This is a genomic window from Allobosea sp. BE125, from assembly GCF_031456075.1.
In the GTDB taxonomy this organism is placed as follows: Bacteria; Pseudomonadota; Alphaproteobacteria; order Rhizobiales; family Beijerinckiaceae; genus Allobosea.
The window spans coordinates 29,874-52,431 of sequence record NZ_JAVDTY010000020.1 but is presented as its reverse complement, the minus strand read 5'-3'; the positions used below and the strand labels follow the sequence as shown (position 1 = coordinate 52,431).

Annotated in this window: 19 protein-coding genes and 1 pseudogene; 11 read left to right on the top strand and 9 right to left on the bottom strand. The window is 66.5% G+C overall.

Going from position 1 to position 22,558, the window contains the following annotated elements:
* Window positions 1–94 (top strand): annotated as a pseudogene (locus J2Y55_RS29445) (IS5/IS1182 family transposase); the annotation flags it as partial.
* Here the strand turns inward: J2Y55_RS29445 and J2Y55_RS29440 are convergent.
* Window positions 91–1,068, bottom strand: a complete 978-nt coding sequence (locus J2Y55_RS29440) for a GntR family transcriptional regulator (RefSeq protein ID WP_310160404.1) — start codon at window positions 1,066–1,068, stop codon at window positions 91–93. The pseudogene J2Y55_RS29445 and the gene J2Y55_RS29440 overlap by 4 nt on opposite strands.
* 237 nt (window positions 1,069–1,305) lie before the next feature.
* On the opposite strand from J2Y55_RS29440, the gene J2Y55_RS29435 reads away from it, so the two are divergent.
* From J2Y55_RS29435 to J2Y55_RS29420, 4 genes are all read left to right on the top strand, one after another.
* Entirely contained in the window at window positions 1,306–2,229 is a 924-nt protein-coding gene (locus J2Y55_RS29435) for an ABC transporter permease (RefSeq protein WP_310160401.1), read from the top strand.
* A 15-nt stretch (window positions 2,230–2,244) separates the two neighbouring features.
* Window positions 2,245–3,156 (top strand): ABC transporter permease, encoded by a 912-nt coding sequence (locus J2Y55_RS29430; RefSeq protein ID WP_310160399.1) that lies wholly within the window; start codon window positions 2,245–2,247, stop codon window positions 3,154–3,156.
* Between the two features lie 53 nt (window positions 3,157–3,209).
* Complete coding sequence (locus J2Y55_RS29425) at window positions 3,210–4,817, top strand: ABC transporter substrate-binding protein (RefSeq protein ID WP_310160398.1); 1,608 nt, start codon at window positions 3,210–3,212, stop codon at window positions 4,815–4,817.
* Window positions 4,818–4,897: 80 nt separating this feature from the next.
* Window positions 4,898–6,145, top strand: coding sequence for an amidohydrolase family protein (locus J2Y55_RS29420; protein WP_310160396.1), 1,248 nt, complete (start codon window positions 4,898–4,900; stop codon window positions 6,143–6,145).
* 194 nt (window positions 6,146–6,339) lie between these two features.
* Here J2Y55_RS29420 and J2Y55_RS29415 read toward each other — a convergent pair whose 3' ends face one another.
* Entirely contained in the window at window positions 6,340–7,023 is a 684-nt protein-coding gene (locus J2Y55_RS29415) for a TetR/AcrR family transcriptional regulator (RefSeq protein ID WP_310160395.1), read from the bottom strand.
* 111 nt (window positions 7,024–7,134) lie between these two features.
* On the opposite strand from J2Y55_RS29415, the gene J2Y55_RS29410 reads away from it, so the two are divergent.
* Genes J2Y55_RS29410 through J2Y55_RS29400 form a run of 3 tightly spaced genes read left to right on the top strand, consistent with a single transcriptional unit; the run spans window position 7,135 to window position 12,466 of the window.
* Complete coding sequence (locus tag J2Y55_RS29410) at window positions 7,135–8,283, top strand: efflux RND transporter periplasmic adaptor subunit (protein WP_310160393.1); 1,149 nt, start codon at window positions 7,135–7,137, stop codon at window positions 8,281–8,283.
* The gene (locus J2Y55_RS29405; RefSeq protein ID WP_310160391.1) at window positions 8,280–9,380 is read left to right on the top strand and encodes an efflux RND transporter periplasmic adaptor subunit; all 1,101 of its coding nucleotides are present in this window, start codon (window positions 8,280–8,282) and stop codon (window positions 9,378–9,380) included. The genes J2Y55_RS29410 and J2Y55_RS29405 overlap by 4 nt, the downstream gene beginning before the upstream one ends.
* Entirely contained in the window at window positions 9,377–12,466 is a 3,090-nt protein-coding gene (locus tag J2Y55_RS29400; RefSeq protein ID WP_310160389.1) for an efflux RND transporter permease subunit, read from the top strand. The genes J2Y55_RS29405 and J2Y55_RS29400 overlap by 4 nt, the downstream gene beginning before the upstream one ends.
* A 20-nt stretch (window positions 12,467–12,486) precedes the next feature.
* On the opposite strand, the gene J2Y55_RS29395 is transcribed toward J2Y55_RS29400, so the two are convergent.
* From J2Y55_RS29395 to J2Y55_RS29365, 7 genes are read right to left on the bottom strand one after another with little or no spacing between them, the layout of a single operon-like run.
* Window positions 12,487–13,404 carry a homocysteine S-methyltransferase family protein gene (locus J2Y55_RS29395; RefSeq protein WP_310160387.1) on the bottom strand — a complete coding sequence of 306 codons (918 nt, stop codon included), beginning with the start codon at window positions 13,402–13,404 and terminating at the stop codon, window positions 12,487–12,489.
* Window positions 13,405–13,431: 27 nt separating this feature from the next.
* The gene (locus J2Y55_RS29390; protein ID WP_310160385.1) at window positions 13,432–14,124 is read right to left on the bottom strand and encodes a GntR family transcriptional regulator; all 693 of its coding nucleotides are present in this window, start codon (window positions 14,122–14,124) and stop codon (window positions 13,432–13,434) included.
* Window positions 14,125–14,159: 35 nt separating this feature from the next.
* On the bottom strand, window positions 14,160–14,954 hold the full coding sequence (locus J2Y55_RS29385; RefSeq protein ID WP_310160382.1) for an ATP-binding cassette domain-containing protein: 795 nt from the start codon (window positions 14,952–14,954) through the stop codon (window positions 14,160–14,162).
* Window positions 14,951–15,652, bottom strand: coding sequence for an ABC transporter permease (locus J2Y55_RS29380; protein ID WP_310160380.1), 702 nt, complete (start codon window positions 15,650–15,652; stop codon window positions 14,951–14,953). Before J2Y55_RS29380 ends, J2Y55_RS29385 begins: the two co-directional genes overlap by 4 nt.
* A 4-nt stretch (window positions 15,653–15,656) precedes the next feature.
* Window positions 15,657–16,382: an ABC transporter permease gene (locus J2Y55_RS29375; RefSeq protein ID WP_310160379.1), complete on the bottom strand. Its 726-nt coding sequence runs from the start codon at window positions 16,380–16,382 to the stop codon at window positions 15,657–15,659.
* 22 nt (window positions 16,383–16,404) lie between these two features.
* Window positions 16,405–17,268 carry a transporter substrate-binding domain-containing protein gene (locus J2Y55_RS29370; protein ID WP_310160378.1) on the bottom strand — a complete coding sequence of 288 codons (864 nt, stop codon included), beginning with the start codon at window positions 17,266–17,268 and terminating at the stop codon, window positions 16,405–16,407.
* Window positions 17,269–17,308: 40 nt separating this feature from the next.
* Entirely contained in the window at window positions 17,309–18,499 is a 1,191-nt protein-coding gene (locus J2Y55_RS29365; RefSeq protein WP_310160377.1) for a M20 metallopeptidase family protein, read from the bottom strand.
* A gap of 135 nt (window positions 18,500–18,634) precedes the next feature.
* Between J2Y55_RS29365 and J2Y55_RS29360 the strand changes: the two genes are divergently transcribed.
* From J2Y55_RS29360 to J2Y55_RS29350, 3 genes are all read left to right on the top strand, one after another.
* Complete coding sequence (locus J2Y55_RS29360; protein ID WP_310160376.1) at window positions 18,635–19,810, top strand: trans-sulfuration enzyme family protein; 1,176 nt, start codon at window positions 18,635–18,637, stop codon at window positions 19,808–19,810.
* Window positions 19,811–19,858: 48 nt separating this feature from the next.
* Window positions 19,859–20,683 (top strand): MBL fold metallo-hydrolase, encoded by an 825-nt coding sequence (locus J2Y55_RS29355; protein WP_310160373.1) that lies wholly within the window; start codon window positions 19,859–19,861, stop codon window positions 20,681–20,683.
* A 199-nt stretch (window positions 20,684–20,882) separates the two neighbouring features.
* On the top strand, window positions 20,883–22,517 hold the full coding sequence (locus J2Y55_RS29350; RefSeq protein WP_404979069.1) for a Na+/H+ antiporter: 1,635 nt from the start codon (window positions 20,883–20,885) through the stop codon (window positions 22,515–22,517).
* The last annotated feature ends 41 nt before the right edge of the window (window positions 22,518–22,558 follow it).

Genomic DNA, 22,558 nt, shown 5'->3' with positions numbered 1-22,558 from the left:
CACGCGCTACGATAAGCGAGACGACAACTTCCTCGCCTCAGTCCAACTCGCTTCAATCCGCATCTGGTTGCGAAGTTATGAGTCGGTCACCTAGGACTGCTTGGCTGCTTTCGACGCGGTGTCCTGGATGAGCGGAACGATGAGGCGGTCGATATCGCCCGGCTCCGGGATGTGAATATATTCGATCGCACGGACCGAGGCCTTGAGACCGCTCAGCACCGAGTCCGTGCCCGATGCGAAGACGATGACATCGGCATCGTCACGAGCCAGGAGCGCATCGTCTGAGCTGGCTCCGGCCGAGCGCAGATTCGAGACATGAGGCGCAAAGCGCAGCACACCTGCTTTCATGATCGGCAGGAATTCGGGAAAGCGCGCCACCAGCAGCACGCGTGCCATCGGGTCGATGGAGGCGAGCGCCCGTCTGGTCTCCTCCGAAGGAATGAAGCGGATCGAGACCACGCGTGCGCCCGGCAGGATGCTGGCGACCTCGCGGTGCCGGTTGACGAAGGTGACGACCAGATCGGCCGAGGCCGCGCGCGCCTGAACCGCAGGGTCGCGCTGGATCGCATCGATCGTCATCGGCTCCACCGTGGCGCCCTGCCCCAAGCGCGCCGCGATGACATGGGCGTAGCGTGCCGTCGGCCCGGCGAACAGGCCAACCATGACGACGCTGGCGCTGCGGCCGAGCCGGGCCCGCGAAGCCAGTCGCGCATGGATCAGCGACGCCAGATCGGAGGCGCGCAGGCCCAGCGCCATGCCCTCGTCGATCAATGCATCGATGCGGCGATGAAGCGTCATCAGATCGGGCCGTCCCACCAGGCCGGCCTGGCTGCTGCCGGCCACGCTGGTGCCGGCTCCGGCGCGCGTCTCGATGAGCCCGAGCCCCTTCAGATCGCCATAGACCTGGCTCACCGTCATCGGGGCGACACCGACCCTTGCGGCCAAGTCGCGGACTGACGGCAAGGCTTCGCCGACAGCGAGATCGCCGCAGGCGATGCCGTATTCGATCAGCCCCTTGAGTTGCTGACGGATCGAAATCGGCAGGTCGCGATCGATCTTGAATTCCATGCCCACCTGCCCTGATCGAGTGTTCTAGTCAGATATAGCAGGTACACTGGCCGACGGCCCTGACAAGCCGCCGAACATTCCCCTCCCCGAGCCATGTGATGCAACCCGCACGCGATTGACACCGCTTTGCCGGCCATGGGAGTGTTCTAGTACGATGTTACGTTCGGCCATTCCGTCCGTCAGAGTCCACACCCCTCGGCAGCCTTCGGCGGTCGCGGCGCGAACGGCTTCGGCCTCGTGAGCGGATACATCCTGAAGCGCCTCGCCGCGATCGTGGCGCTGGCATTCGGCATCAGCGTCATCGCCTTCCTGATCATCAGACTGATACCGGGCGATCCGGTCGTGGCCATGCTCGGCACGAGCGCCGGCGACAAGGCGCTGATCGAGCGCCTGCGCGAACAGCTCGGCCTGACCCAGCCCCTGCACCTGCAGTATTTCATCTGGCTCGGGCATGTGCTGCAGGGCGATTTCGGCTATTCCTACGCCAATCAGCAGAGCGTGAGTTCGCTGCTCGCTTCCAGCTTTCCGGCCACGATCCAGCTCACGCTTGCGGCGCTGACGCTGTCGCTCAGCGGCGGCACCGCGCTCGGCATCCTCGCGGCCCTGAAACGCAACCAATCGGCCGACACGGCCAGCATGGGGCTCGCTTTGGTCTGCATGTCGGTCCCGAGCTTCTGGCTGGGGCTGCTCTTGATCCTCGCCTTCGCCGTGACCTGGCCGATCTTCGACGTTGTCGGCGGCACCTCGCTGAAGGGGCTGGTGCTGCCGGCGGTCACGCTCGCGCTCGGGTCGCTGGGCTTCAACGCCCGCTTCGTGCGCTCGAGCATCATCGCGGCCCTGTCGCAGAACCACGTTACCACCGCCCGGGCCAAGGGTGTGCCGGAGTTCAAGGTCTTCGTCAGGCATGTGATGCGCAATGCGCTCCTGCCGATCCTGACGATCACCGGCCTTCAGGTCGGCCAGCTGCTTTCGGGCTCGGTCATCGTCGAAACCGTGTTCTCACGTCCCGGCGTCGGACGCCTGCTGATCCAGGGCATCCTGGCGAAGGACTACATGACCGTTCAGGCCATCATCCTGATCATCGCCATCATCTACGCCGTCTCGAACTTCATCGTCGACATTCTCTACCCCGTGCTCGATCCGCGCATCGCCAACCGCTAGCAGGGATTGCAGGCAATGCCTGACCTCGCCTCAACCGCAGCGCTCCCAGCCGGCCAGGGCGACGCCGTTGCCGCAGCGCCGCCGGCATGGTCACGGCGGCGCGCTACCCTCCGCGCGCTGCGCCATCGCAGCCTGTCGACCGGCCTCCTGATCTGCACGCTCCTGACGCTGGCGGCGTTCTTCGCCCCGCTGCTGACCTCGATCGACCCGACCATGCAGGATCCGATGGCGACCTTCACGCCGCCCTCGCTGATCTATCCGATGGGAACCGATGCCTTCGGCCGCGACCTCTTCGCCCGCGTCCTGTTCGGCGCGCGCACGACCATGCTGGCAAGCCTTGCGGTGGTGGTGCTCGGAGCCTTCTTCGGCACCGTGATCGGCCTGGTCGCCGGCTATTTCGGCGGCGCGATCGGCTTCGTCATCATGCGCCTCAACGATCTGCTGCTGGCCTTCCCGGGCATCCTGCTCGCCCTCACCGTCACAGCGATTCTGGGGCCTGGCCTCGTCAACGGCGTCATCGCGATCTCGGTGATCCTCGTCCCGGTCTTCGCCCGGCTGGTGGAAGGGGCGACCGTCGAGATCCGCAACCTGCCCTTCGTCGAGGCCGCGCTTTGCGGCGGGGCCTCCCCCTTCAGGATCATCTCCCGCCACATCCTGCCCAATGTGATGTCCGGTGTCATCGTGCTGACCACCACCTGGCTCGGCATCGCCGCGCTCTGGATCACAGCGCTCGGCTTCATCGGGCTCGGCGTGCAGCCACCGACGCCCGAACTCGGCGCCATCCTGAATGACGGCCAGAACTACATCACGCTCGCCTGGTGGATCACCGTGTTCCCCGGCCTGTTCCTGTCCCTGTTCGTCGTCAGCGTGAACCTGATCGGCGACGGGCTCAGGGACGAACTCGATCCGACGCTCGACCGCAGCTGATGCCGCAGATCGCATGCCTCACCATTGGCATGCCTCACCATTGGAGAGACGAGATGAGTGAACGACAGCGCAACACCGGAATGAAGACGGCGCTCGCGACCCTCCTTGCCGTCGGCAGCCTTGCCTTCAGTGTCGGCGGGCTCCAGGCGCAACCGGCCGCTCCCAACAAGCAGGCCAAGCTCACGGTCGGCTGGGCCGAGCCGATCGACACGCTCAATCCCGCCACGACCGGCGCGCGCAATGTCGGCCCGCTCCTGGCCAACATCTTCGACACGCTGATCTGGCTGACGCCCGATTTCAAGATCGTGCCGCATCTGGCGACAAAATGGACGATCTCGGAGGACGGCAAGACCTACAGCTTCACGCTGCGCGAGGATGTGAAGTTCCATGACGGCACGCTTTTCGATGCCGAGGCCGTCGTCGCCAACATCAAATACATCACCGACAAGAGCACCCAGTCCAAGGTCTCGATCGGCCTGCTCGGCCCCTGCAAGACGGCGACCGCAACCGCCAAATACACCGTCGAGTTCAGCTGCGAGACGCCCTATGCGCCCTTCCTGGGACAACTCGGCGTGCCCTATCTCGGCATGCAGTCGCCCAAGGCAATGGCCGAATACGGCAAGGATCTCGGCCTGCACCCGACCGGGACCGGCCCATTCTCCTTCGTCAGCTACGAGCCCAATCAGAGCCTGATCCTCAAGCGCAACGAGGACTACAACTGGGGCCCCTCGGTACTCGGCCGAAAGGGGCCGCCCGATATCGCGCAGGTGCTGTTCCAGATCGTGCCGAACCCGCAGGCGCGGGTCAGCCAGTTCCAGAGCGGCCAGTCGCAGATGATGCAGCAGACGCCCGGCGTCTACTGGAACGCCTTCCAGAAGATGGACCGGTACACGGCGATCCCGGTCCCGATCACCGGGCTCGGCATCTTCGCGCCGATCAATGCAAGCAGGTTCCCGACCGACGATCTCGCCGTCCGCAAGGCGATCCATTACGCGATCGACAAGAAGGGCGTGATCCAGCTCGCCGAGGCCGGCGCTTTCCCACCGAGCCTGACGCCGCTGCAACCCAGCATGATCGGCTACGATGCCGCGCTCGAAAGCGTCTATTCCTACGATCCGGCCAAGGCCGAGGCCGTGCTCAAGGAGGGCGGCTGGACCAAGGTGAACGGGTTCTGGGAGAAGGGCGGGAAGCGCTTGACGCTGACCGTGACCGCGATCTCGACCTCGACCTCCTATCCGCTGCTCGCCCAGGCGATGCAGGGCTATCTGCAGAAAATCGGCATGGAGGTGAATGTCCAGCAACTCGCCTCGCCGGCCTGGCTCGCGGCCAATATCAACGGCGATATGTCGCTGACGCCGCTACAGTATATCGGCGTCGATCCCGACGCGCTGCAGACCTGGTTCACGCCCGGCCAGTACTTCAACTGGAGCCATTTCTCCGACCCCAAGCTGACCGCCCTATTCAAGGACGGGCAGCAGGAGCGCGACCCCGCCAAGCGCCTGACGATCTATCATGAGGTCCAGAAGATCTTGATGGACCAGGCCGTCATGCTGCCGATCCGCCAGAACATCGACCTCGTGATGACGACGAAGAAGCTGACCGGCGTGACCTATACGGGCGGCGGCTTCGAATATCTCGGCGCGGCCTCGCTGGCCGACTGAGCGCCCGGAGACTCAGAATCCGGGCGCGAGCGAGCTGATCGCGCCCGGATGACCCGACATGACGAGACAGGAGTTCGCCAGTGACGACGCTCATTCGGGCCGACAGGCTCATCGATGGAACCGGCTCGGCGCCCGTGCAGGACGCCGTGCTCGTGGTCGAGCAGGGCAAGGTCGTGGCTGTCCATGCCGGAGGCATCCCGGGCGGCCTCTCGACGGAGAATGCCGAGATCCTCGATTTCCCGGGCTGCACCATCCTGCCCGGGCTGATCGACACCCATGTCCATCTCAACCTGCCAGGTGACGGCACCACGCTCGAGGTGGCGATGCGCGAGCCCGAGGGCGTGCTGATGGCGACCTCGACCTTCGCTGTCGGCAAGGCGCTCGCAGCAGGCATCACGACGGTGCGCGATGTCGGGGCGCTCAACGGCACCGCCATCCATCTGCGCCGGGCGCTGGAGCTCGGCCATGGCGAAGGCGCACGCGTGCTCGCCTGCGGCCAGCCCATCACCATCACCGGCGGCCATACCTGGTATTTCGGCGGCGAGGCGGATGGCGAGGACGGCCTGCGCCGCAAGGTCCGCGAGATGGCGAAACTGGGCGCGGATTTCATCAAGGTGATGGCGAGCGGCGGCGGAACGCTGAACACGCAATCCTGGAAGCCCTCCTTCACGCCCAGGGAGCTGGCCGTCATGGTCGACGAGGCGCATCGCAGCGACCGCAAGATCACCGCGCATTGTCTGTGTGCGGCCTCGATCGACGATGTCGTCGCGGCCGGCTTCGACCAGATCGAGCATGCCGGCTTCATCACCGACGGCAAGGGCAACCAGTCCTACGACCCGGCCGTGGCCGAGCGCCTCGCGCGCTCCGCCATTCCCGTGACCAGCACGCTGGCGGTCGGCGGAGCCGTGCTCAGGGCGATGCTCGCCAGGGAGGAGCGCACACCGACCGAGGAGGCCTTCCTGGCGCGGTGGCGCAAAACCTTCGCCGCCAATCTCGACCAGTTCCGCAAGCTGCGCGAGGCGGGCGTGACATTCGTCGCCGGCACCGATGCGGGCTGGCGCTTCACGGCGATCGACGATCTGCCGCTGGAGCTGGCGTTGATGCATCAGGGCGGCATGAGCGCCATGGAGGCGATCATTGCCGGCACGGGCCTGGCCGCAACGGTTATCGGCATCGACGATCATGTCGGCAGGCTGACGCCCGGCCTCGCCGCCGATGCAATCGTCGTTCGCGGCAACCCGCTCGACGATCTCGAGGTGCTGCGCGATATCCGCTTCGTGATGCAGGGCGGACAACCGAAACGGCGCCCGGACCGCGCTGCGACTTGAGAGCCGGTTTGAAAACTCCAGCCCTCATCCTGAGGAGCCGCGGCACGCGGCGTCTCGAAGGATGCTCCAGATATCTCCGGAGCCTCCTGGAGCATCCTTCGAGACGCGCTCCTGCGGAGCGCTCCTCAGGATGAGGGCTCAGGAATCGTCCAAACAGCCTTTGAAAACGCCTCGCCTGTCCAGGTGAGATCGCGTTATGAGCGGCGGCTCATGCCGTCGCGGCGCTGATAGCGCGCCAGGAAGAGCGCGATCCCCTCCTCGATCTGCTCCTCGATTTCGGCCTTCGGGGGCAGTTCCAGGGACAGTATCCCCCTGACGTCGAGATCGCCCCGGACGATGCTCACGAATTGCCGGGCGGCCAGGGTTGGATTGGGGACATCGAGGAGCCCCTTTTCATCCGCCAGGGTGAAAAAGCGCGCGAGCCTTTCCGTCACCACCACTGGTCCAGCCTCGAACACGACGCGACCGATCCCCGGAAAACGTGGGACCGCCCCGATAGCTGCGCGCCACAACTGCACGCATCGCGAAGCCGTGAAAATGTCGATGAAGTTCCGGGCGACACGATTGAGCGCCGTCGGGACGTCGCCAACTTCGACATCGGAGAGCCAGATCGTGTCGGTGATGCGCTTGGCTTCATCGGTCACAACGGCCTCGAACAAGGCTTCCTTATTGGCGAAATGGACATAGAGCGTCGCCTTGGAGACGCCGGAGACCCGCGTGACCATGTCCATGGTGACGGCGTCGAAGCCGTGTTCGAGAAACAGATCGCACGCCGCGACCAGGATCTGCTCCACCTTCCGGCTGCGGCGATCGGGTCGCGCCTCCACGCTTTTCATGCCACCTTCCGGCGGATTGCTTGTGCGGGTGCCTGGCGTCATGCCGTCTTCGCCCCTTTTGAACTGTACCGTTTAGTTTCCTCTTGACTCGTGACAGGGCACGAGGCATCCGTCAACGAAATAAACTGAACTGTTTAGTTTAGCAGGTGTTCGATGACACAGTCTCGACAAGGCAAGCCATGGCGACCGCGGCGCGGCGCCGGGCCAGGGTTGGGCCTCCTTGCGCTGCTGGCGCTCGCCGGCTGCCAGGATTCCGCACCGGTTGATGCGCAACCGCCATTGGCAGTGCTGACGCAGACAGCCAGGCTCTCACCGCGTGCCCAGACCGTTTCGCTCACGGGCGAGATCAAGGCCCGCATCCAAAGCGATCTGTCCTTCCGCTTCGCCGGCCGCATCGCGACGCGCAGCGTCGATGTCGGCGACCGCGTCGTGGCCGGCCAGGTTCTCGCCACGCTCGAGACCACCGAGCAGAAGGCCGACACGGATTCGGCGACGGCGAGCGTGCAGGCCGCCGAGGCGACATTGCGCCAGGCAAGCGCCACCTTCGAGCGGCAGAAATCGCTGCTCGCCAACGGCTATACGACGCAACGCAGCTACGACAATGCCAATGAAGCCTATCGGGCAGCGCAAGCCTCGCTCGACAGCGCCAAGGCCAATCTCGCCACGGCGCAGGACCAGCTCTCCTACACCGCCCTGCGCGCCGAAGCGCCCGGCATCATCACGGCGCGCAATGCCGAGGTGGGGCAAGTCGTCGAGCCGGCGCAAGCCGTCTTCACCGTTGCCCGGGACGGCGCGCGCGATGCGGTTTTCGACGTCTATGAGGCGCTCCTCGTGCAGAAGCCGGCCGACGGCACTGTCGAGATCACATTGATCTCGAATCCCGCCATCAAGGTCGCGGGCACGGTGCGGGAGGTCGCGCCCGTCGTCGATCCCGCGACCGGGTCGGTCAGGGTCAAGATCGGCCTCGATCAGCCGCCGCCGGAGATGACGCTCGGCGCCGCGGTCTCCGGGGTCGGCCGCTTCCAACCCCGGGATGTTTTCGCGCTGCCATGGACGGCTTTCTTCACGCAAGGAGGCAAGCCGGCCGTCTGGGTGGTCGATCCGCAAAGCCGCGCTGTCTCGCTCAAGCCTGTCGTCATCGACATCTATCGGACCGGCGAAGTGCTGATCCGCAGCGGATTGAGCGCCGGCGATGTCGTGGTCACCGGCGGGGCGCAGCTTCTCAGGCCGGGCCAGATCGTCGCGCCCACCGAGCAGAAACCGACGGCGCTCCTGCCGGCCAAAGCGGGGAACGCAGGATGAAACACATCGCCACAGTCGCCGCCGTCGGAGCCGCCCTGGCGCTCGCGGGCTGCAATTCCGAGACAAATTCGAACACGAAAGCGGCACCGCCAGCGCGCCCCGTTCTGTCGATCGTTGTGAAGCCCAATGGCGACAAGACGATCGGCTTTGCCGGCACGATCCAGCCGCAATATCAGACGGAGCTCGGCTTCCGTGTGCTCGGTCGCCTGATCGCGCGCAACGTCAATGTCGGCGATCTCGTCAAGGCTGGGCAGAGCCTGGCCCAGCTCGACCCCTTCATCCTCGCGCTTGCGCTCCGCACCGCCGAGGCCGATCTGGTCAAGGCACGCGCGCAGCTCTCCAACACCACCGCCGCCGAAAGCCGGATCTCGATCCTGCTCGGGCGGCAGGTCTCGAACCAGGCGGATTTCGACAGCGCGCAGCAGGCCAAGGAAGCGGCAGCCGCCGCTGTGCAGCAGGCCGAGGCCAATCTGGCAAAGGCGCGCGAGCAGCTCGGCTACACCACGCTCAGCGCCGATATCGACGGCGTGGTGACCACGACCGATGCCGAGGTCGGGCAGATGGTCGCCGCCGGCAAGCGCGTGGTCTCGCTGGCCCGGACCGATATTCGCGAGGCCGTGGTGGACATTCCTGACGACCGCGCGCAGCTGCTGGCGGCGGGAGCGCCGTTCGAGGTTCATCTCCAGGCCGACCCGCTGGTCAAGGCCAATGGGAAAGTCCGCGAGATCGCGCCGCAGGCCGACGCCGCGACCCGGACCCGGCGGATCAAGGTCACGCTCGAACAGGCCAGCGAGGCCTTCCGGCTTGGCGCAACAGTGACGGCGACGCCCTTGGAGGCAACGGCTTCGACGATCAATGTGCCGCTCTCGGCGCTGCTCGAACGCGACGGCGCAACCCGTGTCTGGATCGTCGACACCACCGCAAAGACCGTGAAGACAGTGCCGGTCCAGGTCGCGGAGCGCAATGGACGCAGCGCCCGGATCGGCGGCGGGTTGGAGGCCGGCGCCCGCCTCGTCGTCGCAGGCGTCAACAGCCTGTCCGAGGGACAAGCCGTCAAGATCCAGGCCGACAAGACCGATGAGAGGACTACCCGGTGAAGAGCTTCAACCTCTCCGACTGGGCGCTGCAGCACCGCTCGCTCATCTGGTATTTCATGATCGTGGCTTCGGTCATGGGCCTGTTCTCCTATTTCAACCTTGGCCGGGCCGAGGACCCTGACTTCACCATCAAGACGATGATCATCCAGGCGCGCTGGCCGGGCGCCACCGTCGAGGACACGATCAGCCAGGTCACCGACCGGATCGAGAAGAAGCTCGAGGAGCTCGACAGCTTCGACTACGCCAAGAGCCTCAACATGCCCGGCCAGACGACGATCTTCGTCAACCTCAAGGACACGACCAAGGCCAAGGACATCCCCGCGATCTGGGTCAAGATCCGCAACATGATCGGGGATATCCGGGGGCAATTTCCCGACGGCATCGTCGGACCCTTGTTCAACGATAATTTCGGCGACGTTTACGGCAATGTCTACGCCTTCACCTCGGACGGGCTGAGCCAGCGGCAATTGCGCGATTATGTCGAGGATGTCCGCGCCAAGGTCCTGACGGTTGCCAATGTCGGCAAGGTCGATCTCATCGGCGCGCAGGACGAGGTCATCTATCTCGAATTCTCGACACGCGAGATCGCAGCGCTGGGCATTACCCAGCAAATGGTGGTCGACACGCTGAAGGCGCAGAACGCGATCACGCCGTCTGGCACGATCGAAGCCAAGGGCGAGCGCGTCAGCGTGCGCGTCGGCGGCCAGTTCACTTCCGAAGACAGCCTGCGCGCGATCAATCTGCGCATCAACGACCGCTTCTTCCGGCTTGGCGACGTCGCCACCATCAGCCGCGGCTATGCCGATCCGCCGACATCGCTGTTCCGCGTCGGCGGGCAACCGGCGATCGGGCTCGCCATCGGCATGAAGCCCAACGCCAACCTGCTCCATTTCGGCGAGGCGCTGAAGGCCGAGATGAACAAGATCGAGGCGGAGCTGCCGATCGGCGTCGGCGTGCATCTGGTCTCGGACCAGCCCGCAATCGTGGAAGAGGCCGTCGGCGGCTTCACCAAGGCGCTGGCCGAGGCGGTCGCGATCGTGCTCATCGTCAGCTTCATCAGCCTGGGCGTACGCGCCGGCTTCGTGGTGGCGCTGACGATCCCGCTCGTGCTCGCCATCACCTTCGTCTTCATGGAGCTCACCGGCATCTCGCTGCAGCGCATCTCGCTCGGCGCGCTGATCATCGCGCTCGGCTTGCTCGTCGACGACGCCATGATCGCGGTCGAGATGATGGTGGCGCGGCTCGAGGTCGGCGACACGCTCCAGAAGGCCGCGACCTATGTCTACACCTCGACGGCCTTTCCGATGCTCACCGGCACGCTGGTGACGGTGGCGAGCTTCATTCCGGTCGGCCTCAACGGCAGCGCCGCGGGCGAGTTCACCTTCACGCTCTTCGTCGTCATCGCCGTGTCGCTGCTCGTCTCCTGGGTGGTCGCGGTGCTGTTTGCGCCGCTGCTCGGCGTCACGCTGCTGCCCAAGACGATGAAGCAGCATCACGAGGGGCCCGGGCGGCTGACCCGCGCCTTCAACCAGCTCCTGCGCGCCTGCGTGCGCTGGAAATGGCTGACGATCGCGGCGACGGTGGCGCTGTTTGCCCTCTCGGTCGGCGGCATGCGCTTCGTCCAGGAACAGTTCTTCCCGTCCTCCGACCGGCGCGAGTTGATCATCGACTGGACCGTCCCGCAGAACGCCTCGATCACGCAGACGCGCGACCAGATGGACCGTTTCGAGAAGCAGGCCCTCGTCGGCGAGCCCGATGTCGAGCATTGGTCTTCCTATGTCGGCCAGGGCGCGGTGCGCTTCGTGCTGTCCTACGACGTCCAGCCGGCGAGCCCGAACTTCGGGCAGATCGTCATCGTGACCAAGGACATCGCCGCGCGCGATCGCCTGCGCCCCAAGCTGAAGGCCATTCTGGCACGCGATTTCGTCGGGACCGACGCCTTCGTCCATCTGCTCGACATCGGCCCCCCGGTCGGGCGCCCGATCCAGTACCGGATCAGCGGACCCGACATCCAGACGGTGCGCGCTCTGGCGCAGAAGGTCGCCAGCACGATCGGGCAGAACAAGGACCTGGGCGACATCGTCTATGACTGGAACGAGCCCGGCCGTGTCGTGAAGGTCGATGTGCTGCAGGACAAGGCGGCCCAGCTCGGCATCACCTCGGAAACGATCGCGACCGCCTTGAACAGCGTCGTCAGCGGCGCGACCACGACACAGGTGCGCGACAGCATCTACCTGATCAATGTCATGGGCCGGGCGCGCGACGCCGAGCGTTCCTCGATCGACACGCTGCAGAACCTGCAGGTCCAGAGCAGTACCGGCAAAACGGTCCCGCTCGCGGCGATCGCCAATTTCCGCTACGAATCCGAGCAGCCCGTGGTCTGGCGGCGCGACCGCCTGCCGACGGTGACGGTCAAGGCCAACGTCGTCAGCGCGTTGCAGCCGGCTACCGTGGTCAAGGCGCTCGAACCGAGCCTGCGCGAGATCATCACGACGCTGCCGGCGGGCTACAAGATCGTCACCGGCGGCGCCGTCGAGGAAAGCGCCAAGGGCCAGGGGCCGATCGTCGCCATCGTGCCCGTGATGCTCTTCGCCATGGCCACGATCCTGATGATCCAGCTGCAGAGCTTCCAGCGCTTGTTCCTGGTCGTCGTGGTGGCGCCGCTGGGCTTGATCGGCGTGGTCTCGGCGCTGGTGCCCAGCGGCGCGCCGCTCGGCTTCGTCGCCATTCTGGGCGTGCTGGCGCTGATCGGCATCCTGATCCGCAACTCGGTCATCCTCGTCGTCCAGATCGAGCATCTGCGCGAGGAGGGCCGGGATGGCTGGACCGCCGTGGTCGAGGCGACCGAGCACCGCATGCGGCCGATCCTGCTCACCGCGGCAGCCGCCAGCCTCGCGCTGATCCCGATCGCGCGCGAGGTCTTCTGGGGGCCGATGGCCTACGCCATGATGGGCGGCATCATCGTCGGAACGGTGCTGACGCTGCTGTTCCTGCCGGCGCTCTATGTCGCCTGGTTCCGGCTGAAGGAGCCAAGCGCCGAGCCGGCAGCGCCGACCGAGACGGGCCACCAAGCGGCCACCGGCTGAGCGCGGTTACCCGGGCCGCCTCACTCCGCCTTCAGCCCCCTGTGAAGGGCGCAGATATAGTCCGGCCCGATCCCGCAGCAGCCCCCGATGATCCTGGCGCCGCGCCGGCGCCAGTCCCGGGCCCAGCCGAGATAGCGTTGCGGAGCGACATCCTCGCGCAGCGCCGTGACGCCCTCATTGGCCGCAGCCTCGCCGGTCTTCTCCGGGAAGGCGTTCGCATAGACGCCGATCGCGATATCGCTGCCGCCCAGCACCTGCGCGGCGATATCGACGGCAGGCCCCATCACCTCGGGCCGGCTGCAGTTGAACAGCACCGCCTGCGCACCCGCCTGGCGGACCGCGGCAATCGCATCGGCCACGGCTTCGCCCGAGCGCAGCCTGGCCTCTCTCCGGTTGACCTCGTCGTCCTGCAGCGTGAACGAAACCCAGATCGGCCGTCCGGTCGGGGCGACCGCGGCGCAAGCCGCCAGGGCCTCGGCGATGCAGCTCTGGGTCTCGGCCAGGAAGAGATCGACATGGGGCAGCAGGGCCTGCACCAGACGATCGAGCATCGCCGGCGCGCGCGCGGCGTCGAACAGTTCGGGCTGGTAGGATCCAAACAATGGCGGCAGCGAGCCCGCGACACGTATGACGCGGCCCGTCCGTTCGACTTCCTCATCGGCCGCCTGCCGCGCCAGCTTGCCGGCGAGCGCCGCCAGCCGCGCGCCATCGCGCGCGAAGCGCTCTTCCCCGATGTGGAACGGCACCAGCGCATAGCTGTTGGTGGTGACGATCTCCGCCCCGCTGGCGATGAATGAGCGATGGGCGGCGAGCACCGTGTCGGGCGCCTCCATCAGGGCCAGCGCCGACCATTCGGGCTGCCGGAACGGCGCGCCCATGCGCTCCAGCTCCCGCCCCATGCCGCCATCCAGCACGGTCACGCCAGCGCTCGTCGTCATCTCACTCTTCCGATCCGATAGGGATATTCAACGCGCTGAGCGCCTGGCTTCGAGCCCGGCGTAACCCTTGAGGTCCTCCGCGAGGCTGACGGCGATATGCTGCCGCACGGCTGCTTCGGCCTGGTGCGGCGAGCCGCTCAGGAGGGCCTCGACCAGGGACCTGTGGCTTTCCTCGAGGGGATAGCGCTGCGGCCAGTGCTCCTCCGACCAGCGATAGAGCCACTCCATCTTGGCGGACAGGGCGGCGTACCGGTGGATCAGATGCTGGTGCCCGGTCAGCTCGACAATGGCGCGGTGCAGATCGAGATCCGCAGCCACGCGCTGATCCAGGGGCTCCGCTTCCGCAGGCCCGAGCCTGGCGAAAGCCGCCCGCAGCCGCTGTGCCGCAGCCTCCGTCGCGCGCTCCGCTAGGATGCGCGCAGCCAGGCCCTCCAGCGCTTCGCGCAGCGTATAGATCTCCCATATGACCTGCGCGTTCAGCGGCGCCACCCGCCAATTGGAGTATGGCGCGCGGATGACGAGCTCATTGCCCTCCAGAGTGAACAGCGCCGTGCGGATCGTCCCCCGGCCGACGCCCAGCCGGTTCGAGAGCGCGACCTCGGTCAGCGTCTCACCGGGAGCGAGCCGGCCGCGCACGATGTCCTCTTGGAGGCGCAGCGTGGCGATGTCGGCCAGACTCAGCCGCTCGATGGGCAGTGAGAGATGGGGATCGGACGACACGGCGTACTTTCAGTTAAATCGACAGGACCTGCAGTTCAATCGACAGGACCGGCCTGGCCCCGGACGAAACGGCGACAGCGCTCGGAAACCGGATCGAGGAAGACCTGCTGTGGCGGACCCGCCTCCTCGATGCGGCCTTCATGCAGGTAGATGGCGTGATTGGAGACCTCGCGTGCGAAGGCCATCTCATGCGTCACGATCAGCATGGTGCGCCCCTCCTCAGCCAGGGCGCGAATGACGCGCAGGACCTCGCCCACCAATTCGGGATCGAGCGCCGAGGTGGGCTCGTCGAACAACAGGGCGCGGGGCCGGCTCGCCAGCGCCCGGGCGATCGCCACGCGCTGCTGCTGGCCACCGGAGAGATGCGCCGGCCAGGCATCGCGCTTATCCGCCAGGCCGACCTTGGCGAGCATGGCCTCGGCCTCCTCGCGGCATTCGGCGCGGGGCCTGCCCTGCACATGCAGCGGCACCTCCATGACATTCTGCAGCGCAGTCATATGCGGCCAGAGATTGAAGCTCTGGAACACGAAGCCGATTTGCCCGCGCAGCCGGCGGATTTTCTGCCTCTCCACGCGTGAAAACCGGTGCGCCGCACCGGTCAGGACGATCGTCTCGTCCCCGACCGTGACCTCGCCCTGATCGGGAATCTCGAGGAACGGGATGCAGCGCAGCAAGGTGCTCTTGCCCGAGCCGCTGGAGCCGATGATCGAAATGACATCGCCATCGCGAGCCTCGAGATCGATGCCGCGCAGCACCTCCTGCTTGCCGAAGCTCTTATGGATATCGGCCAGTCGGACCGTTGTCGGGGTTTGGACCGTTGTCGGATTCATGCCGGGCTCCGGTCGAGGGCAGGGCTGCGATGGGTCGAAAGCCGGGCTTCCAGCCAATGGACGAGGCGCGTGATCAAGGTGACGAGCACGAGATAGATCACCGCCGCGCAAAGGAAGACCTCGATCGCGCGATAGCTCTGCGAGACCTCGGCCCGGGCGAGGCCCGTCACCTCCATCAAGGTCACGACGCTGGCGAGCGAGGTCGCCTTGACCATGCTGGTCACCTCCGCCCCATAGGCCGGCAGCGCCTGGCGGAAGGCCAGCGGCAGAACGATGCGGCGCAGCATGGTCGGGCGGGACATGCCGGCGACCTTGGCGGCCTCGATCGCTCCGCTCGGCACGGCACGCAAGCCGCCGCGCAGGATCTCCGAGGTGTAGGCGGCGTCATTCAGCATGAGCGCCAGGACGGCGCAGACATAAGGCTCGCGCAGGAGCGGCCAGAGCAGCGAATGCCGCAGCGCCGGAAACTGGGCGAGCCCGTAATAGATCAGGAAGATCTGGATCAGCAGCGGCGTGCCGCGGAAGATGTAGACATAGAAATTCGCAAACTGCGCGCCGAGCCAGGACGAGGCCCGCAAGCCGGAGAGCATGAGCGCGAGGACCGCGCCGCCGCTCAAGGAGAGCACGGCGAGGCTCAGCGTCAGCGGCAGGCCTGCCAGCAGCTTCGGAAATACCTCGGCGATGAAAGCGAGATCCACGCCGCTAGCCCCCCACGCGCATGGCCGGCTGGCCGCGCATGGCCCGCCATTCCGCGAAGCGGAAGACGAGCCCTGAGACCGTGGTGATCGCAAGGTAGATCGCGCCACCGGCCAGGAAGAACAGGAAGGGCAATTCCGTCGAATTCGCCGCGACGCTGACGGCGCGCAAGGTCTCGACCAGGCCGGTCACCGAGACCAGCGCCGATTCCTTGATCACCGACTGCCATTGGTTGCCCAGCCCCGGCAAAGCGGTTCGCAGCGCCTGCGGCGCGATGATGCGCCGGAACATGGTCCAACGCCTCATGCCCGTGACGCGCGCAGCTTCCAGGGTTCCCGGCGGAATGGCGTGGAAGGCGCCACGCAAAACCTCCGCCTGCGCTGCGCCCGAGATCAGCCCGATGGCAAGCGAGCCCGCGACGAAGCCGCTGATCTCGACGGGGCCGGTATGGCCGAACTGGTTGGCGATCGCGGTGACGATCTGGCGGCCACCGAAATAGAACAGATAGATCACCAGCAGGTCCGGAATCCCGCGCAGCACCACGCCGTAGATATCGGCGGCGCGGCGCAGCACGGGCGGCCCCGCGATCTTGGCCCAGGCGCAGAGCGTGCCCAGGACGAGCCCGCAGGCGAAGGCGCAGGCCGAGACGGCAAGCGTCGTCAGCCCCGCCGTCAGCAAAGCGTGCCCCCAGCCTTCGGGGCCGAAACCTAGCAGGGTGAACGCCTCGCCCATCTCAGCCGTATCGTCCGCTACGTCAGAGCGCGGGCGTGATATCGATCTCGAACCATTTCAGCGCGAGGCGCTTCAGCGTGCCGTCCTCCGCCACGGATTTCAGCGCCTTGTCGAAGAGCTCCTTCAGCTCGGGATCGCCCTTGCGCAGCCCGACCGCAGAACCCTGCCCGAGCAGGCCGCCGGCGAAGACATAGCCCGAGGCGACCATCTCGCCATTCGACTTCTTCGCGGAGGCGTTCAGGTTGATCGCCGAGGCCATCACCGCATCGACGCGCCCGCTCTTCAGATCGAGGAAGGTATCGGGCCCGGACGAGTAGGTGCGGATGGTGACGACGTCCTTGAGGTATTTGGTCAGGAAATCGTTCTGGATCGTCGCGACCTGGACGCCGATGGTCTTGCCGGCGAGCAGCTTGGCCATTTCTTCGACCGCCGCCTTCGTCGCAACCTCATCGGCCAGCTGGATCCGCGTACCCGTGCCCGGCAGCGACTTGATGGCGCCGTCCTTCATGATGGCGAGGCCGGAGGGAGCCGCCGCGTATGGCGTCGAGAAGGCGATGACCTCCTGGCGCTTGGGCGTGATCGAGACCGCATCCATGATCGCGTCGTATTTGCCGTCGGTCAGACCGGCGATCATGCCGTCCCAGGCCTGGGCGATCATCTCGCATTTGATGTTCATGCGCGCGGACAATTCCTGCAGCAGCTCCGGCTCGAAGCCGATCAGGCGGCCATCGGGCGCATGCATGTTGTAGGGGGGAAAGGCGCCTTCGGTGGCGACGCGGATGACCTTCCATTCCTTGGCGCTGGCGCTGCGGGGCGCGGTGCCAAATACGAGTCCGGCGGCGGCGCCGAGGCCGAGGGTGAGGAAAGACGAACGGGTGATCTTCACGCCGGAATCTCCAACGAAGGGGTTTGAACGGGGATAGGCATTACGAAAGAACATCGACCGCGGTGCGCACGAGCGCCGCCACGCCCAGGCCGATGCAACGCTCGTCGGGCTGGTAGTCGGAGTTGTGCACGCGGTCGTTGCGCCCGGGCTGGGATGCGCCCACCAGCAATTGGCAGGACGGGATGCGCTCGGAGAAATAGGAGAAATCCTCCGCGCCGAAGCGGCCTTCGAGCTGGTCGATCCTGTCCGCCCCGAACTGGGCCGAGACGGAACGAACCGCGGCATCGACCACGCCGTCGTCATTCACCAACGCCGGCGCGCCGCGGATATAGGAGATCTCGCAGGTCACGCCCATGGCTGTGCCGACACCCTCGCAGATGCGGCGGAAGGTGGCTTCCATCGTGTCGCGCGAGGCCGCCGAGCGGCAGCGGACGGTGCCCTGGAACATGCAGCTGTCGGGAATGATGTTGTGGGTCGAGCCGCCGGCGATGTGGCCAATCGTCAGCACGGCCGACTGCGAGGGGTCCATGACGCGCGAAATCGCCGTCTGCAACTGCATGATCATGGCCGAGGCCGCGACGATCGGATCGACAGCCGCATGGGGGCGCGCGGCATGGCCCGAGCGGCCATGGACGACCACGTCGAACTCGTCGCTCGACGCCGTCGAGGCGCCGCGGACATAGCCGAACCGACCGACCGGCATCTCCGGCCGGTTGTGAAAGGCGAGCGCCATCGCCACGCCATCGGCGGCACCGTCGGCGACCATCGCGGCCGCTCCGCTCTCGACCGTCTCCTCAGCCGGCTGGAAGACGAGGCGGACGCTGCCGCGCAGCATCGGCGCCAGGTTCTTCAGCACCATGCCCGCCCCAAGCAGGGTGGCGGTGTGGATGTCATGGCCACAGGCGTGCATCTTGCCGGGAATGGTGCTGGCGAAGGGCAGGCCGGTCAGCTCCTCCATCGGCAAGGCGTCCATATCGGCGCGGATCAGCAGGCACGGCCCGGGCGCCCCACCCTCGATCTCCGCCACCACGCCGACGCGGCCCACGCCGCGCTGCGGCTTCAGGCCGATCCGCTCCAGCTCCGAGGCGACCAGCGCCGCCGTCCGCACCGTCTCGAAACCGACCTCGGGATGGGCGTGGATATCGCGGCGCAGGGCGATGAGCGCCGGCTCGATCGCCTCCACCTGGTCGGCGATGGCGCGGGTCAGTTCGTTCGGGCGATCGTGAGTCATCAGCAGCTCTAGGCCGTTTTGAAAATTGCGGCGGCATCTAGCCATAGATCCACCCCTCTCGCAACATGATCGAGGATCGACAATCGACAATATCAGCCTATCCTGTGCGTGATGATCCCCGCTGACGAGACCCCGATGCACGCCGCCACGGTGCTGGCCCAACTCGACCATTACCTGGACCCGGTGACCGGAGGGCTCGCGCCGTCGATCCATCCGGCGGTCACGCATGCCCCGCCCGGAGACGCGGCGTTGCGACCCGGTTCGACCGCCTCGCGCTATGCGCGCTCCGGCAATAGCGGCGCCACCGTCGCGGAGCGTGTATTGGCCCAACTCGAAGGCGGAGCCGCCGCCGCGGTCTTCAGCGCCGGCTCCTCAGCGGCCCAGGCGGTCCTCGCCAATCTGCGCCCGGGCGATCATCTCGTGCTGGATTCGGCCGCCTATTATGAATTCGGCTCCATCATCGAGACCTTCGGCCAGCGCTGGGGCGTGACCGTGACCCGCGCGGATATGTGCTGCCGCGAGGCGGTGCGGCAGGCCATCCGCCCGGGCGAGACGCGGCTCGTCTGGGCGGAATGCCCCAGCAACCCGCTCTGGCGCGTGCCGGATATCGCCGCGCTGGCGGCCATCGCGCATCAGGGCGGCGCGCAGCTCCTGGTCGACGCGACGGTTGCGACGCCGGTGCTGTGCCGGCCGCTGGATTTCGGCGCCGATCTCGTCCTGCATTCGGCGACCAAATATCTGAACGGCCATGGCGATCTCGTCGCCGGTGCGCTCATCGCGGCACAAAGCGGGGCGGCCTGGCAGGAGATTCTCGCCTCCCGGGAAGCGCATGGCAGCATCCTTCCCCCCTTCGAGGCCTGGCTCCTGCTGCGCGGCATGCGTTCGCTCGCCCTGCGCGTCGAGCGCGCCTGCGAGACCGCACTCAAGATCGCCACGACCCTGGCCGCACATCCCGGGGTCACCGCGGTGCATTATCCCGGCCTGCCCGGCGACCCGCATCATGAACTGGCCCAGCGGCAGTTCCTGGGCGGGTTCGGCGGCATGCTGTCCTTCGAGATCGTCGGCACCGCGGCGGATGCGCTCGCCATATGCGAGCGGACAGCGGTGTTTCGCCGCTCGACGTCGCTGGGCTCGACGGAGAGCCTGATCGAGCATCGACGCAGCACGGAAGGCGAGCGCTCCGCCTGTCCGGACACGCTGATCCGCCTCTCGATCGGCCTGGAGCATGCGGCAGATCTGATCGCCGATCTGCAGCGCGCTTTGAGCGGCATGCACCGCATGGCGGAGACGCCCTTGGCCGAGATGATCTAGAAGAACGACGGTCGCTGCCCCAGGGCGATTGTCTGAAAGGGACCGGCATTGGCATTCCTGAGCGAGAGCGAGCCCACGCGCGGCGTTCCCCTGGCCGTTATTCCTGGCATTTCCCGCATCGTCGCCAGGAATCCGAGCCTGATGACCTATCACGGCACGAACACCTATCTGATCGAGACCGGCGACGGCTTCATGGTTCTCGATCCCGGCCCCGATGATGTCGGCCATCTCGACGACATTCTGAGGGCGACGGGCGGCGCCGTCTCCGCGATCCTGCTCAGCCACAGCCATTCCGACCATCTCGGCGCGACGGCGGCGCTGAAGGCCCGCACCGGGGCGAAGACCTACGCGTTTCATCTCAGCGCCGACGACGCCTTCATACCCGACATCCTGCTGCGGGACGGCGACAGCGCGCTGGGCATGCTCGCCATCCACACCCCCGGCCATGCGAGCGACCATCTCTGCTTCGCTTATCGGGACGGGATCCTGTTCAGCGCCGACCATGTGATGTCCTGGTCGAGCAGCATCGTCTCTCCGCCCGGCGGCGACATGGCCGACTATGTCAGGAGCCTGCGCCTGGTGATGGCCCGCGACGACCGGCTCTATCTGCCGGGGCATGGGCCGCCCTTGCCCGATCCCAGGCCCTATGTGCAGGAATTGCTCGACCGCCGGCTCAAGCGCGAGAACGAGATCGCAGCGGCTCTCGCCGCCGGACCGCTGGGCACCCGGGAACTGGTCGACCGGCTCTATTCCAAGACCGATCCATGGCTGCAGCTCGCGGCCGAACGCAATGTCCTGGCCCATCTCCTCAAGCTGAAATCCGAAAGACGCGTCGAGGACAAAGGAGATGTGTGGACTGCTCAGGAGGCGTGAACGCCTTGTCCGGCCGCAAGCCGATCGCGCCGAAAGCCCTTTGCGACGAAAATCGTGGCGATGAAGACGTGGTCTCGAAGCAGCCCCGCCCTATTCTCGCTGAGATCATGCTCATCACAGGGATGGGTCGAGCATCTGCTTCCCTGTGAGCGGCTGGGCGCGCCGGAGCGGGCGAGTGGATAAGAGGTAAGCCGTGGAGATGATCGCGATCATTCTGGTCCTATTGCTGGCCGTCGTGGTCAGCGGCATGCTCGCGCGGCTTTCGCCTGCACCTTTGCCGCTCCCCCTCGTCCAGATCGGGCTCGGCGCGCTCATCGCCTCGGTCGCCGATCTCAGCGTCCAGCTGCAGCCCGACATCTTTTTCCTGCTGTTCCTGCCGCCGCTGCTCTTCCTCGATGGCTGGCGCATCCCCAAGGAAGGCCTGTTCCGGGACAAGGGCACGATCCTGGAGCTCGCTCTGGGCCTCGTCATCTTCACCGTGCTGGGCGTCGGCTTCCTGCTCAACTGGCTGTTTCCGGCCATGCCGCTCGCGGTGGCCTTCGCGCTCGCCGCGATCCTCTCGCCGACGGACCCGATCGCGGTTTCCGCCATCGCCGCCCGGGTGCCGGTTCCCAAGCGACTGATGCACATCCTCGAGGGTGAATCGCTACTCAACGACGCCTCGGGCCTGGTCTGCATGCGCTTTGCCGTCGTGGCCGCGCTGACCGGGAGCTTTTCCCTGGTCGGCGCCTTCGGCACCTTCCTCTGGGTCGCGATCGGCGGCATCGCGATCGGCGTCGCGGTGACCTGGAGCACGACGCGCGCGGTGGGCTGGGTTACGCGCCGGCTCGGGGAAGAGACCGGCTCGCAGATCCTGATCAGCCTGCTGATCCCGTTCGGAGCGTATCTCCTGGCCGAGCATCTGCACTGTTCCGGCATTCTCGCGGCCGTCGCGGCGGGCATCACCATGAGCTATGCCGACCAGAGCGGGCAAATCCTCGCGATCACGCGCGTGCGCGGCCATGCCGTCTGGGACACGGTCCAGTTCGCAGCCAACGGCATCATCTTCGTGCTGCTCGGCGAGCAGCTTCCGCTGATCATCGCAGGCGCGGCGAAAGCGGTGCGCGAGACCGGACACCATGACCCGGTCTGGCTCATCGCCTATGTCGCCGTCATCACCTTCGCGCTGGCCGCACTCCGGTTCACCTGGGTCTGGGTATCGCTACGCTTCACGCTCGCGCGGGCGGCGCGCCGCGGCGAGAAGCGCTATGTGCCCGGCCTGCGCCTGGTCGCGGCGACCTCGCTTGCCGGCGTGCGCGGGGCGATCACGCTCGCCGGCGTGCTGACGCTGCCATTGACGATGAATGACGGCTCGGCGTTCCCGGCCCGCGACCTCGCCATCTTCCTGGCCGCGGGCGTGATCATCCTGTCGCTGGCCGCAGCCAGCATCGGCCTGCCCTTCCTGCTCAAGAATCTGGAGCTGCCTCCCGAACCCTCCCATCAGGAAGAGGAGGACCGGGTTCGCAACGCCGCCGCCGAAGCGGCGATCAAGGCGCTTGAGAAGGTGCAGCACAAAATGGGCAGCGGCCGCGACGATGCCGACCTTTATGTCGAAGTCGGTGCACGGCTGATGGAGCTCTACCGCGAGCGCATCGACGGACGCTCCAAGACCGGCGCGGAAGCCGATCTCGCCCGCAAGGCCGATGCGATCGAGCGCGAATTGCGCCTCGCCGGCCTGCGCGCCGAGCGGGATGAAATCTACCGCGTCGCCCGGGCGCGCGGCACTTCGGACGAGATCGCCAGGAAACTCGTCAGGGAAATCGACCTGCTGGAAGCGCGATTCGGCCCGGCTTGAGCGTCAACCGGCCCGCAAGACGCATGGCGAGGCTCCGCATA

Bases quoted from the DNA above. Each gene is read 5' to 3' on its own strand.
- J2Y55_RS29360 (WP_310160376.1), top strand. From the start codon at position 18,635: ATGCACGCCGCCACGGTGCTGGCCCAACTCGACCATTACCTGGACCCG.
- J2Y55_RS29440 (WP_310160404.1), bottom strand. From the start codon at position 1,068: ATGGAATTCAAGATCGATCGCGACCTGCCGATTTCGATCCGTCAGCAA.
- J2Y55_RS29425 (WP_310160398.1), top strand. From the start codon at position 3,210: ATGAGTGAACGACAGCGCAACACCGGAATGAAGACGGCGCTCGCGACC.
- J2Y55_RS29375 (WP_310160379.1), bottom strand. From the start codon at position 16,382: ATGGGCGAGGCGTTCACCCTGCTAGGTTTCGGCCCCGAAGGCTGGGGG.
- J2Y55_RS29410 (WP_310160393.1), top strand. From the start codon at position 7,135: ATGACACAGTCTCGACAAGGCAAGCCATGGCGACCGCGGCGCGGCGCC.
- J2Y55_RS29365 (WP_310160377.1), bottom strand. From the start codon at position 18,499: ATGACTCACGATCGCCCGAACGAACTGACCCGCGCCATCGCCGACCAG.
- J2Y55_RS29395 (WP_310160387.1), bottom strand. From the start codon at position 13,404: ATGACGACGAGCGCTGGCGTGACCGTGCTGGATGGCGGCATGGGGCGG.
- J2Y55_RS29385 (WP_310160382.1), bottom strand. From the start codon at position 14,954: ATGAATCCGACAACGGTCCAAACCCCGACAACGGTCCGACTGGCCGAT.
- J2Y55_RS29405 (WP_310160391.1), top strand. From the start codon at position 8,280: ATGAAACACATCGCCACAGTCGCCGCCGTCGGAGCCGCCCTGGCGCTC.
- J2Y55_RS29415 (WP_310160395.1), bottom strand. From the start codon at position 7,023: ATGACGCCAGGCACCCGCACAAGCAATCCGCCGGAAGGTGGCATGAAA.
- J2Y55_RS29430 (WP_310160399.1), top strand. From the start codon at position 2,245: ATGCCTGACCTCGCCTCAACCGCAGCGCTCCCAGCCGGCCAGGGCGAC.
- J2Y55_RS29350 (WP_404979069.1), top strand. From the start codon at position 20,883: ATGATCGCGATCATTCTGGTCCTATTGCTGGCCGTCGTGGTCAGCGGC.